Source organism: Methylophaga sp. OBS1 (assembly GCF_026319365.1).
The window spans coordinates 800,796-812,883 of record NZ_JAPDMS010000001.1 but is presented as its reverse complement, the minus strand read 5'-3'; the positions used below and the strand labels follow the sequence as shown (position 1 = coordinate 812,883).

11 protein-coding genes and 1 tRNA gene are annotated in these 12,088 nt (G+C 46.6%); 8 read left to right on the top strand and 4 right to left on the bottom strand.

Annotated elements, in window-relative coordinates; all coding sequences use genetic code 11:
• Positions 1-298: 298 nt before the first annotated feature.
• The 5 genes from OMQ46_RS03975 (at position 299) to OMQ46_RS03955 (ending at position 3,132) form a co-directional block, all read left to right on the top strand.
• Complete coding sequence (locus OMQ46_RS03975) at positions 299-1,042, top strand: dienelactone hydrolase family protein (protein ID WP_266235647.1); 744 nt, start codon at positions 299-301, stop codon at positions 1,040-1,042.
• A gap of 129 nt (positions 1,043-1,171) precedes the next feature.
• Complete coding sequence (locus OMQ46_RS03970) at positions 1,172-1,606, top strand: chemotaxis protein (protein ID WP_266235649.1); 435 nt, start codon at positions 1,172-1,174, stop codon at positions 1,604-1,606.
• 188 nt (positions 1,607-1,794) lie between these two features.
• Positions 1,795-1,870 (top strand) — tRNA-Val (locus tag OMQ46_RS03965).
• A gap of 168 nt (positions 1,871-2,038) precedes the next feature.
• Positions 2,039-2,374, top strand: coding sequence for a hypothetical protein (locus OMQ46_RS03960; RefSeq protein ID WP_266235651.1), 336 nt, complete (start codon positions 2,039-2,041; stop codon positions 2,372-2,374).
• Positions 2,375-2,415: 41 nt separating this feature from the next.
• The gene (locus OMQ46_RS03955; RefSeq protein WP_266235653.1) at positions 2,416-3,132 is read left to right on the top strand and encodes an SDR family NAD(P)-dependent oxidoreductase; all 717 of its coding nucleotides are present in this window, start codon (positions 2,416-2,418) and stop codon (positions 3,130-3,132) included.
• Here OMQ46_RS03955 and OMQ46_RS03950 read toward each other — a convergent pair whose 3' ends face one another.
• Together OMQ46_RS03950 and mltF are read right to left on the bottom strand one after the other, a co-directional pair.
• Positions 3,133-3,789 carry a tetratricopeptide repeat protein gene (locus OMQ46_RS03950; RefSeq protein ID WP_266235655.1) on the bottom strand — a complete coding sequence of 219 codons (657 nt, stop codon included), beginning with the start codon at positions 3,787-3,789 and terminating at the stop codon, positions 3,133-3,135.
• Positions 3,790-4,004: 215 nt separating this feature from the next.
• Positions 4,005-5,363, bottom strand: a complete 1,359-nt coding sequence (mltF, locus tag OMQ46_RS03945) for a membrane-bound lytic murein transglycosylase MltF (protein WP_266235657.1) — start codon at positions 5,361-5,363, stop codon at positions 4,005-4,007.
• A gap of 186 nt (positions 5,364-5,549) precedes the next feature.
• Here mltF and OMQ46_RS03940 point away from each other — a divergent pair, with 186 nt between their 5' ends.
• On the top strand, positions 5,550-5,870 hold the full coding sequence (locus OMQ46_RS03940; protein WP_266235658.1) for a hypothetical protein: 321 nt from the start codon (positions 5,550-5,552) through the stop codon (positions 5,868-5,870).
• Between the two features lie 247 nt (positions 5,871-6,117).
• Here OMQ46_RS03940 and OMQ46_RS03935 read toward each other — a convergent pair whose 3' ends face one another.
• A complete protein-coding gene (locus OMQ46_RS03935) occupies positions 6,118-7,086 on the bottom strand; it encodes a response regulator (RefSeq protein WP_266235660.1) in 969 nt (322 codons plus the stop codon).
• Between the two features lie 127 nt (positions 7,087-7,213).
• Positions 7,214-8,191, bottom strand: a complete 978-nt coding sequence (locus OMQ46_RS03930) for a LysR family transcriptional regulator (RefSeq protein WP_266235662.1) — start codon at positions 8,189-8,191, stop codon at positions 7,214-7,216.
• 158 nt (positions 8,192-8,349) lie between these two features.
• Here OMQ46_RS03930 and OMQ46_RS03925 point away from each other — a divergent pair, with 158 nt between their 5' ends.
• Positions 8,350-9,924, top strand: a complete 1,575-nt coding sequence (locus OMQ46_RS03925) for a methyl-accepting chemotaxis protein (RefSeq protein WP_266235664.1) — start codon at positions 8,350-8,352, stop codon at positions 9,922-9,924.
• Between the two features lie 22 nt (positions 9,925-9,946).
• Positions 9,947-12,061: a putative bifunctional diguanylate cyclase/phosphodiesterase gene (locus OMQ46_RS03920; protein ID WP_266235666.1), complete on the top strand. Its 2,115-nt coding sequence runs from the start codon at positions 9,947-9,949 to the stop codon at positions 12,059-12,061.
• The last annotated feature ends 27 nt before the right edge of the window (positions 12,062-12,088 follow it).

Below are 12,088 nucleotides of genomic sequence, written 5' to 3'. Positions count from 1 at the left end.
GTAAATTAAGGACACTCATGATAATGATACTCATTTCTATTATCAGGGTAAACCAGATACAACATTGTTTCGCATTCTCGACTAGTGCCCTACTTCAAACTCAAATCAGACATACTTGTCATGTTTGAGTTCACCCCCACCAACGCCTTCGGCCAGGACTTAAAGCGGCTTATTATGAAGCAAAAACACGCTTTCTCCTATCCTCGGACTATCACTGGCGACCACCCAATGCTGATGTGAATTAACCAGACAATGTACAATTGCTTCTTTTTTCTGAACTCAAAAGAAGCTGAACACTATGAAAATTCAAAGCGATTTTGTTGATCTGGATACCCCCACCGGGGTGATGCGAACCTATATTCACCGCCCGGTTGGCGACGGCAGTTACCCGGTCATTCTGTTCTATTCTGAAATTTTCCAGCAAACCGGCCCGATCGAGCGTGCAGCACGTCTGATGGCGAGTCACGGCTATGCCGTGCTGGTTCCAGAAGTCTTCCACGAATTAAATCCGATTGGCACCGTGTTGGGCTATGATGACGCCGGCCGGGATAAAGGTAATGCCGACAAAGAAGCCAAAGACGTTCAGGGCTATGATTCAGACAATGTCGCAATGATTGAGTACGTCAAAACCCAAGACTGGTTCAACGGCCACATTGGTGCGATGGGTTACTGCATCGGTGGTCATCTGGCATTCCGCGCCGCGCTGCAACCCGAAGTCAAGGGCACGGCCTGTTTTTACGCCACCGACCTGCATATCCAGAAGATTCCTAACAAGCCGGGGCAACACAGCATGGAACGACTGGATGATATCAAGGGTGAGCTGCTGATGATCTGGGGCAAGCAGGATAACCATGTGCCGAGAGAAGGTCTGGATAAAATCCACCAGCAATTGAATCAAACTGACATTACATTTACCTGGCATGAGTTCAATGCAGAGCATGCTTTTATGCGAGATGAAGGTGATGGCGGCCGCTACGATGCCCAGACCGCCATGATTGGTTACCAACTGGCACTGAACCTGTTTAGTCGCACGCTGCGATAGTTCAAAACTGGCTTTATTCAAGGGGAGTTACCTGTTTCAGGTCTCCCCTTTTTTATTTTGTTAACCAGTTCACATTATGAAACAGTTCACAAGTGCAAAATTCCTACATCAACTTGTGAGCGTAGAAAGATGACTCAGCAAAAGAAAACACCCTTGTTATTAAGTTGGCATAAGGAGTTCGAACAGGACAAAGAAATCATAGATGAACAGCACCGTGCCATTCTCGCCAGCATCAACTCCATCTATTACCTGTTTTTAAAGGGCGAGGATAACAATCTGATCAAGCATCTCATGATGCTCTATTCCCAACTGCAAATGCATTTCAAAACGGAGTTGCTCATACTGCGCCAGCATGAGTCACCATTGGTCAGCGATTATGAGCATCAAGCCGAGGCATTACTGACATCTTTGCTTGATATCTGTGATGTCAAAAACCTGGATCATCAAACACAGGCACTTTTCGAGCAGTTCAAGAAATGGTGGCAAGCCCATCTTCAGTTGCATCAGCAAATTACCCCCTACTTATTCAAATGGGATGGCGACTTCTGTCGGGTCGTCGCCTGATTCGCCCAGATAACGGGCCCTGGCTTCAGGAGCGTGATCTATCGCACTGAGTCGAAGCAGACCGCTTTTTTTAAAGTTCAAAGTCAATTTCGAGACAGCTAAGCACCTCTTTCTTCGTGGGTTTCCAAAAAAAACCAAACAAACGCTTCACATTCTCAAAAGATGTTGTAGAATGCCACGCTTTCTTGGGGTGCTTAGCTCAGCTGGGAGAGCATCGCCCTTACAAGGCGAGGGTCGGGGGTTCGATCCCCTCAGCACCCACCAAGAAACCTTCTTTTATACAACAGTGCCGCTGAACCTTTCAGCGCTGTAAAAACTTCCGGTGTTTCTCTTTAGCTATAAGACAGTCATTCTGTTTATTGCCAGCGTCCTGTTTGCCCGCCTCTCAGCAAACAAGCAAAATAGCCATGGTTATCAAAATTCTGGAAGCTTATGGAAAATAAAGCTGGCTCAGTCATGACCCTCTATCACTGGAATATTCTGATATTACCCAGTGAACAGGAAATTTTCGTCGGCTTGCGGCAACGTCCTGAAACGGTGCCACCTTTCAAACCCGCCGTTGATGAGGATGAATTACTGCCATTCACGCTCAGAAACAGCAGCCCGATAAAAGAGTTTGACGAGGCTCGCGGACTCGGCTTCACCGAATCCGGACGTCGCTACATCGTCATCGGCCAGCCGAGTGATCCAACCGGCATGATAAGAATGAGTGTGAGTCAGATGATGCCTGCTGAGGATATTCGCTGGAAATTCCCTTTCGCTGATTAACCACGACGTAAATTTCACCGGCACTGACACACAATGTCCTCATGAATTCTACACTCATCATCGGAAGTAACAGCCATATCGCCCGGGCCATTATTCGTCGTCTTCAAGAGGCTGAACCGTCTGAAAAGATTATCGCAGTCAGCCGTGGTCAGCAGCCTGCAGAGTTAGAGGGTGTCGACTGGTATCAGTCTGATTATTCCGAACCTTCAATCGCTGAGCTGGTAAAACGTTTCACGGATTCAGCGTTGACCTTCAACCGGGTTTTTATTTGCCTGGGGATATTACACGATCAAAAAGTCAGTCCTGAAAAGCGACTGGAAGAGCTCAATTCAGACGCGATACAACACGTCTTTCAGATCAACGCCATAACCCCGGCTCTTTGGCTGAAACAACTTCTGCCACTGTTGAAACAGGCAAGGGGCTGCAAAGTCACTATCTTCAGTGCCCGGGTAGGCAGCATTGGAGACAATCACCTGGGTGGCTGGTACAGCTACCGTGCCAGTAAAGCAGCACTGAATATGCTGCTCAAATCAACCGCTATCGAATACGCCAGACGGGCGCCTAATGTGAAACTACTGGCTTTTCATCCCGGCACAACCGACACGCCTTTATCGAGACCATTCAGTAAACAGGTGCCCGAACACAAACTGTTTCAGCCGGACTTTGTGGCAGAGCAGTTGCTTAAGATTCTTGAACAGCTTGAGCCGGACGGCGAATTATCTTTTCTCGATTGGCAGGGTCAACGTGTTGACTGGTAATTATTGACCGGTCATTTCGCTGAAGATCTGGCGCATGATGGCCGGATCCACATCTTCTTCCAGAATAGCTGAAACCTGCAGCAGCCCGATCTGTGCACGCAAGTGTTGTTTCAGAGCCGCACGATGGAAATAGTCACGGGATTTTTCAAAATCAGGACGTTGCCCTTCCGTCTGCATTATCGCTTCTGCCAGCAGGGTTTCTGCCAGTGTATTTTTTTCTGCAGCCGCTTCTTCAAGATAGGCTTTGGATTTATCAGGGTCTCTTTCAACCAGATCTGTTACAGGTAATTGAAAGTTTTCAACGTAATTCTGCATTTTGGGCGAGGGCACCATCACCATGTTGGATAACACTCTCCCTTCACCTTCCTCATTGGGCAAGCTATAGACCAGCCCCATTAATGTCTGTGAATGGACATTACCTTGCTCGGCGAGCGATTCGATTTGCTCCAGATCCTTTTCATCGATCTGAGTGACCAGGTCCATTGCGAACTTTTCATACTGATTGGGGTGTTGATCGGCATCAATGCCACCAGTGGTGAACAGTTCAATCGCCACGGGAATATTCAGGCTGGTTTGATTTTCCTCTGCATTGAGTTGTAGGGGTATCAGGCTTATCCCGAAAAACAATGTCAGCATCATTTTCTGGTGAATAGTCATAATTCCCTCTCTCTTGGTAACGAAATAAAGACAGGCTGAAACTTGAAAAAGTCCCTGATCCAATGAAAAGCTGGAAGGTGTGCTTCACCCACCCCATGAATGGTGATTTGTCATCATAAAAATTGAGCATCATTGAGGTGAGAGCCCCACTCTCCCCTAACCAAGCTCAATATGGATGCTGCCACAATATCAGCCACAAAGAATGAGGGTTGAAACTACTGCAATTCGTTTTCAAGAATATGCTGATACTCTCTGATACGCTGCACATAGCGGACCGGTTCAGTCCCCCTGGCGTAGCCGTATTTTAAGTTTTGATAGTACTTCTTCTGGGAGAGTAAAGGCAGCACCTGCTTCATATCATGCCACTCATAGGGGTTTAAATTGAGCTGCCTGGCCAGTGACTGTGCATCATGCATGTGACCTCTACCGATATTGTAAGCAGCGAGTCCGAGATAGAGTCTGTCGAGGTCTTTCACCCGGTCATCAAACCGCCCCATCATTCGTCTCAAATAGCGTGCGCCACCGATGATACTCTGTTTGGCATCAGTCCTATCCACCACATCCATGGCCTTGGCAGTATTTCTTGTCAACATCATGATGCCTTTGACACCAGTGGGTGAAACTGCGTCGGGGTCCCAGTGAGATTCCTGATATGCCTGGGCAATAAGAGTCAGATAAGGCAAGTCGTATCTGTCTGCCGCCACCCGGAAAAACTTTTTATAACGTGGCAAACGTTTGTCGACACGACGTTTCAGCACACTGACATCGACATAATCAAATTCTCTGAAGTAACCGAAGTAGCGGTCCCTCAGCTTGCTCATGGCTTTGCTTTTTTCAAACTCACTAAACCATTGTTTCAGCTCAGCCTGTAGCTTAGCTGCGCCAGCGGGCAGGTACAGTGCAACAGACTGTGATTCGGTCAGTTGCATCATGACGCGCAACTCAGGGAAATAACGTCGATTGATTTGCATGATTGTGGAATCGGCAACAGTGCAGTCCAGTTTCTGCTCAGCGACGTGCTCAAGTAACTCTTCAGTGGAGCGCTTCTCCGTCTCCTGCCATTCAAGCTGAGGATTCCTGTTCTGCTTGATTTCACTCAGCCTTTCCGAATAACTGCTGTCTGCCACAACGGTAATACTGACCTCAGAGAGCTCATCATAACCTTCAGGCTTGTAGCCATCCCGATGGCAAACAAGCACCTGATGAACGCTATCGTAAGTCGGTCCGGGAAGAAATTTCTGATTTCTTGATGGCAGAACTGTTAAGCCGGCCGCAGCCACATCCGCACTGCCGTTTTCCAGGGCATCAAAAATATCACCAATACTGTCTTTAACGATAAACTTTGGCTCTAGATTCAAAAATTCGCTGTATCGTTGCCCCATGTCATACTCAAAGCCTGTCGGCTCTTCATCGGTATTGATATACCAGGTGGTAGGTGAGTTACGAGTAACAACCCGGAGCTGTCCAGAACTTTTGATTTCCTCAAGCGTGCGTTGTTCTCCGCTTTGTGGAGACTCGCCGCAGCCGGTCAGCATGATAAACGGGATGAGTATGAATAATCTGAAGTGATGCATGGTGCTAACATGACATCAACAGTCTCGTATTTCCAGGCCGGCTCAAGCAGCTGAACACCCTAATTCATCGCCACAACTGGTTTTGGAGAGGTTTGTAAAATAATGACAGCCCACTAAACAGGCTTGTAAAAAACTCTGTTGCGCGCTACCTTCAGTATCAGGCTTCTCTTAAGAAGAGCAATAAAGATGACTACGCTTTCATTGTTAATTCTGACTGTCTCAAACCTGGCTTCAGCCCCAATTGAACGAAGCAATATCACGAGTTGCGCTTACCAGGCTGGTACCGCTTATGAGATTCAGCAGATCCGACAAAAAGAAGGACACAACTGGAAAGAATTTGAAGCCAATATCATGCAGATCTACAGTGAGTCCCAGGGCCGCAAAGATTTGCTCCTCATCGCCGAGCGCGTATTCATCCAGCCGGTCGAAACCGACGCCGATACCATACATGATCAGATTTTCAATGCCTGTGTGCAGCGTCAGCAAGGGACAGAACCCCTGATTTAAGCTCCTTATTTTAATTGTCTGCGATCCTAACTTTTTCAGCCTGATTTCTGTGCTCGTACTTTGCATAACGTCTATCAGTAATGAGAAAGTTAGTTCTTCAAAAGACTTGACGGACTGTAATCCCATATCACAGACATGATATCTGCTGATTTGAAATCGCATCAGAATTTTGAATTGTGCTCTCCGCTGTGGAGATCACACTATTGGTCAGGTTCCAGTGTGATGAAATAGTGGCGGGGAGAGAACCCTAGAGCTTACCCTGCGCCCGCCGGTAATCAGAAAAATCAACAACACGGGTATTGCGCTGTGCTGGAAGAGAAATTAACTCGGCGGTCTTGCCGTCAGCATGAAGATTACTGAGGATGATTTCTGTCTGTTGCAAGAGATTCTCGACCGGCGTCATGGCCTGTTCAGGTCTAATCACCAGCCCGGCTATCAAGGAAGAGGCCCCCTCTTCATCTTCGCTGGGATAATCGCGCATGATGGCCCTTTCAATACGTTGCATGAGGTTTTGATGACTATCAGCATCACTCTCTGCAAAAAATAGAAACTCGTCATCTCTGAATCTCACCACAACATCGCTCTGCCTCAAAATCTGAGCTAACTGATGAGCCAGTTGGATGTATATTTTGTCATGCACTTCATGCATAAAAGAACTGTGCTTTTCATGACTGAGCCGAACATGGCAATGAACCAGCAGTCCCTGCTTTTGTTTCTGCCGGGACAACCTTGACAGGGCTGAACTGATTGCCTTGAGTCCGGATTGGCGGTTCATAATCCCGGTAACGGCATCAATCTGCAGCTTTTCCTGCAACTTTTGATTAGCTACAAGCAACTCCAACTGGGTTTTTATCAGGCGTCGTCCCAGCCTGAGCTTGGCCTCCATGTCAATTCGATTGACTGGTTTTGAAATAAAATCGTCAGCCCCCGCATTGAGCGCTTCCGCCTCAGCATGTCGATCTGTATTGGCTGTCATCATCAGAATAAAGGGTTCAACCATCAGGTGCATACTTCGGATATGCTCACAAAGCGCTATACCGGTCACTTCCGGCATGAACCAGTCCATAACAATAATGTCCGGCGCCCCTGGTTTTTGAAGAATTTCCAGTGCTTCTGAAGCCGAGGAAACGGCTATTGGCCGATAATCGAGGCTTTCAACTATCTTCTGACAGATTAAAGAGTCGATTTCTGCATCATCAACAATCAACACTTTCATAGTATTTTGTTAACTGGTTCACATAAAACCACTATAGACCTGAATTGATAGGAAAACCAGTACCTTAAATTCACCTCTGAAGGTCAATCAGGTCGTTTTTTTAATCCATCCCAGCTTTGATCTGGTCTCAATCTAAAAGCATCTCTGTACTTTTATCCCCATGCTCAGTCGCCTGACTGCTTCGGCGCTTTGGACAGAGCATTTGCTGTATTTGTTGTTCGAAGACATTCAGCCATTCACCCTCGGCCTGTGGATGAGTGATAAAACTATACTTAATCCGGGGGGCCGGTGATGTCAGTGGTCTGAAACAGGTGCCTTTGAGACAGGCCGTTGCCATAGAATGGACAATAAAGGCAATTCCTGCACCGGCTGCCACAAAACCAATAGCAGCATGGCCAGACTGCGCTTCAACAATTTTTTTAGGGTAAAAGCCTGACTGCTCGCAATGTTGAATGATGTCGTCGAAAAGCATTGGATTCATTTGCCTGGGGAAGAGGATTAGTGTCTCCTTTGCCAGGGATGATAATGACACTTCTTTCATCATAGCGAGAAAATGGTTATCCGGTAGCATCAGACCTAAAGGTTCCGATCTGATATCAATTCGCTTTAACTTGGGATCTTCAGGCCGTGACATGATAAAGGCACCATGCAGATGCTGTTGTGTGACATCCTCAATCAACTTGTCCGTCATTGCTTCTGAAAACTCGAATTCACACGCAGGCAGTGCCTGTCTGACCTCTCTGATCAGACCAGGGAAGAAACTAGCCATCGCAGCACAGGTATAGCCAATCTTGATGGTTTCGGCTCCCTCCTCTCTGGTTTTCAATGAGGCGACGGTCTGCTGCAGCTGCTCCAGCACGATTGGCAGCGTGCTATATAAAGCCTTACCCGCGTTTGTCAGCACGACCGAATTTTTATCTCTGATAAACAACTTGCACTCCAAAGCAGCCTCAAGTTGAGCAATATGTTTCGATAATGCTGGCTGTGAAATGAATAGTGCTTCAGCGGCCCCCCTGAAGCTGAGTTTTTCAGCTACAGCAAGAAAAGACCTGAGTTGTTTCAGGTCAAATTTAAACTGATAACCCCGAGCAATCAGCTGATTCATATTTAGTATTAGACCTTTCCAGTAAATAGCTTATAACCTCGACTACGTCACATTTTTTCACCTTGTGAAAAAATGTTAACGAGAGGTTCCTGACACTTGCTTATCTCTGTGAACCCTTCTGCTGGAGATTAAGCGGCTGTTGAAATGTGAGGCCAGCCATGAAGATTAATGAACCAGTTACTCAGGTGGAAGAAAGTTATTCGAGTCAAGCCAATATTCTTTCCACCACAAATAGTAAGGGAATTATTAGCTATGTCAATAAAGACTTTATTGAAATCAGTGGGTTCACAGAAGCAGAGTTAATCGGAAAAAGTCACAATACCGTTCGTCATCCGGATATGCCTCCGGAGGCATTCTCCATGCTCTGGGGCAGGGTTAAGTCCGGCCAATCCTGGATGGGTCTGGTCAAAAACCGCTGCAAAAATGGAAACCATTATTGGGTGGATGCTTATGTCACCCCCACAGTCAGGGATAACGGAGAACTCGAATACCAATCCGTCAGACGGAAACCGTCACCTGAACGGGTAGAAAGAGCCCAACATCTATACCAAGGCCTTAGAGCAGGCAAAAAGATGAAAGCGCTCAAAAACAACTTATCTTTTCGAACAGTATTGATGCTTTGGGCCGGTTTACCCATCGTCTCCGCGCTGTTACTAAGTTTCTCTTTTCCTTTCCTCCCTCCTCTCTTATTAGTTTTTATCGCCCTTCTAATCTCAATAGCCGGCCTATGGCGCTCAAGTCAGGCTCTGAATGACTTGTTCAAGCATGCCGTCGAAATTGTTGATGATCCGGTTGCACGGTATGTTTATACCGGTCGGCAGGATGAAGTCGGCAATCTGATGCTCGCTATGCGCTTTCTGGAGTCAGAAACAGCCGGACTGGTTGGACGTATCGCGGATAGTGCAGGTGCAATGGGTCATAAAACACAGTCACTTGGAGACGCCATCATTGCCTCTAAAGGTTATGCCGAACAGCAGTTTAACGAGACTGAACAGGTTGCTACAGCGATCAATGAAATGGTGGCATCGATTCAGGAAGTATCCCAAAGTGCACAAAGTACCAGTTCGATGGCCAATGAGGGCTTACAGGCTGTTGAAAAAGGTCAGGCTGTCATCAACACCAGCACAGAAATCAACAAGCAGCTGCAGGAAAGCCTGGTCAATGCCTCAGACACTATTAAGGCACTGGAAAAAAGCAGTCAGAATATCGCCATTGTGCTGGATGTGATCAATGATATTTCCGAGCAAACAAACCTTCTGGCCCTTAATGCGGCAATTGAGGCTGCACGGGCCGGCGACGCGGGTCGTGGCTTTGCCGTAGTAGCAGATGAAGTCCGTTCTCTGGCCAGTCGAACCCGGTTATCGACCGAAGAAATTCGTAGCATGATGGAGCGTTTACAAGATGATGCCACCACGGCCGTGAAAGCCATGGAAAAAGGTATTAGTCACGCTGAGGTGAGCGCCAGGCAAGGTGAGGAGATTGTTGACGCTTTTAAACACATCATGCACACCATTGAAAATATCAATGATATGACGCGACAAATTGCAGCCGCTGTAGAACAACAAAGTCAGGTCTCTGAAGAAATCAACAAAAGTATTCACACCATCAGAGACTCTTCTGATCGTAATTATAAAGAAGCAGATAACACCGTGACCATCAGTGATCACATGAATCAAGTTATCTCAAACTTCAAAGAGCTGACGACACAGTTCTGGGCGAAACAAACCGACTGAAGGGAACGATAACGGTAATTGTATGCTCAACCTGAAAAATCACCCTGAGATTCTGGAAGAAATATTCAAACGCTCCCAGGAAGGGATTATCGTGACCGATGAAAAGGTCAACATGATTGCCTGTAATGACGCTTTTTGCCGAATCACCGGGTACAGTCGGAGTGAACTTCTGGGTAACAACCCGAGTATGCTCAGTTCAGGTAAGCATGATACCGATTTCTATGGGCGGATGTGGCAAACAATCCGAGAACAAGGCTGGTGGCAGGGAGAGGTTTGGAATCGTAATAAACACGGCGAGTTTTATGCAGAACTTCTGACAGTCAATCGTTTAAAACTCAGTGACGATCAGCCACCGATTTACATTGGAATGATGTCTGACATCACCAAAATGAAAGAGCATCATGCCACCCTGGAAAAACTCGCTCACTATGACTCCTTGACTAAGCTGCCCAATCGTAATCTGCTGGAAGACCGGTTTGATCGTGCTGTAGCCAAAAGTGATCGGATGCAGGAAATGCTGGCTGTGTGTTTTCTGGACCTGGATGATTTTAAACCCGTGAATGACACCTATGGTCATTACGTGGGCGATTTGTTGCTGATTGAATTAACACACCGGATAGAAAAAACCATACGCGAGCAGGATACTGCTTCACGCTATGGTGGCGATGAGTTTGTACTTTTACTTGGAGAGCTTCACAACCGGCAGGACTGCGAAAACCTGTTGCATAAAATTCTCAATGTATTGAGCCAGCCCTATGAAATTGAGGGCAATATTATCAATATCGGTGTTTCTATTGGTTATACTTTGTATCCCTTTGATCGTGGCTCACTCGAGTCCTTGATTGATCACGCCGATCAGACACTTTACAGAGTCAAGAACAGTGGTAAAAACAGCATCTCTATGTATGGCGATGCCAATCTGGTCAATCAAAATTCGCGACATAGCTTTAATCAACCTGAGGTACTCACAGCGATACATGAAGGTCAGTTAAGACTTCATTTTCAGCCCAAATTAAACATTGCCAACGGTGAATTGATCGGTTTTGAAGCACTGGTTCGTTGGCAGCACCCGGAAAAAGGGTTGTTAATGCCGCTGGAATTTCTTCCCTCGATCAATGAGTCAGAAGTTGAGATCAGTCTGGGCTTGTGGGTCATACATGAAGCGCTGACAGAGCTTCAAAGATGGCATGAGCATGGAATGAAAGTCACCGTCAGTGTCAATCTTTCTGCTTATCAACTTGCCCGCGGCAATTTTGTTGAAGCGTTGAGAAAGATTTGTCATGACTTTCCGGAATTGGATCTGAGTTATTTCCAAATAGAGATTCTTGAGAGCCATGCACTCGATGAGCTGTCTACAATCAAAAACGTCATACATGCCTGTAAAGAACAGCTCAATATCACAACAGCCCTGGATGACTTTGGTACAGGTTATTCCTCCCTGAGTCATATTCGAACGCTACCGATCAGCTCAGTAAAAATCGACCAGTCATTTGTTCGGAATATGCTCAATGACCCTAATGATTTCAAAATTGTCGAAAGCGTAATTTCTCTGGCGACTTCCTTCGATATTGATGTAATAGCCGAAGGCGTCGAATCTCTTAAGCATGGTCAGATCTTACTTTGCATGGGCTGTAAAATGGTGCAGGGTTATGCCATTTCCAGACCGATACCCGCTGATGAAGTACTGACCTGGTCTTGCGATTTCGTCGCCCCTGCTCTTTTGCTGGAAGAATATCGCAGCATCAGTTGTTTGAGAGTTTCCCAGCTTCGCTTATTTGCTCATTTTCTTGATGTTGAGGTGGAACACGCAAAACGTCGTATCCTGCCTTCGGATCCGCTGCGTCGGGCAGTTCGCCCCGATACTATTTTCAGCGAGAACAGCCACTGCCGCTTCTGGCTGAAAAAAGCGTTTCATGTACATTTCATAGAACATACTTTTCTGCACTATCTTGACCAGGAATACAGCCGACTTTCCTATCTGATCAGCAATTGTCTGACACTGCTGAAATGTGGTGATGAAAAAGATGCCGCTGATGACTTTCAGATAGCGGAAACCCAGTACCGCAAGTTACTTGATGTCATCGCTAAAAAGCTGGAACGCCTGAATCAGGATGCTGCAGTGAACACGGTGCATTGAGACATCAACAGTCAGCCTGTATTGGCT

What these genes read in the sequence shown, in the direction of transcription:
- OMQ46_RS03925 (WP_266235664.1), top strand. Translation starts at nt 8,350, where the DNA reads ATGAAGATTAATGAACCAGTTACTCAGGTGGAAGAAAGTTATTCGAGT.
- OMQ46_RS03955 (WP_266235653.1), top strand. Translation starts at nt 2,416, where the DNA reads ATGAATTCTACACTCATCATCGGAAGTAACAGCCATATCGCCCGGGCC.
- OMQ46_RS03970 (WP_266235649.1), top strand. Translation starts at nt 1,172, where the DNA reads ATGACTCAGCAAAAGAAAACACCCTTGTTATTAAGTTGGCATAAGGAG.
- OMQ46_RS03940 (WP_266235658.1), top strand. Translation starts at nt 5,550, where the DNA reads ATGACTACGCTTTCATTGTTAATTCTGACTGTCTCAAACCTGGCTTCA.
- OMQ46_RS03935 (WP_266235660.1), bottom strand. Translation starts at nt 7,086, where the DNA reads ATGAAAGTGTTGATTGTTGATGATGCAGAAATCGACTCTTTAATCTGT.
- OMQ46_RS03975 (WP_266235647.1), top strand. Translation starts at nt 299, where the DNA reads ATGAAAATTCAAAGCGATTTTGTTGATCTGGATACCCCCACCGGGGTG.
- mltF (WP_266235657.1), bottom strand. Translation starts at nt 5,363, where the DNA reads ATGCATCACTTCAGATTATTCATACTCATCCCGTTTATCATGCTGACC.
- OMQ46_RS03960 (WP_266235651.1), top strand. Translation starts at nt 2,039, where the DNA reads ATGGAAAATAAAGCTGGCTCAGTCATGACCCTCTATCACTGGAATATT.
- OMQ46_RS03950 (WP_266235655.1), bottom strand. Translation starts at nt 3,789, where the DNA reads ATGACTATTCACCAGAAAATGATGCTGACATTGTTTTTCGGGATAAGC.
- OMQ46_RS03920 (WP_266235666.1), top strand. Translation starts at nt 9,947, where the DNA reads ATGCTCAACCTGAAAAATCACCCTGAGATTCTGGAAGAAATATTCAAA.
- OMQ46_RS03930 (WP_266235662.1), bottom strand. Translation starts at nt 8,191, where the DNA reads ATGAATCAGCTGATTGCTCGGGGTTATCAGTTTAAATTTGACCTGAAA.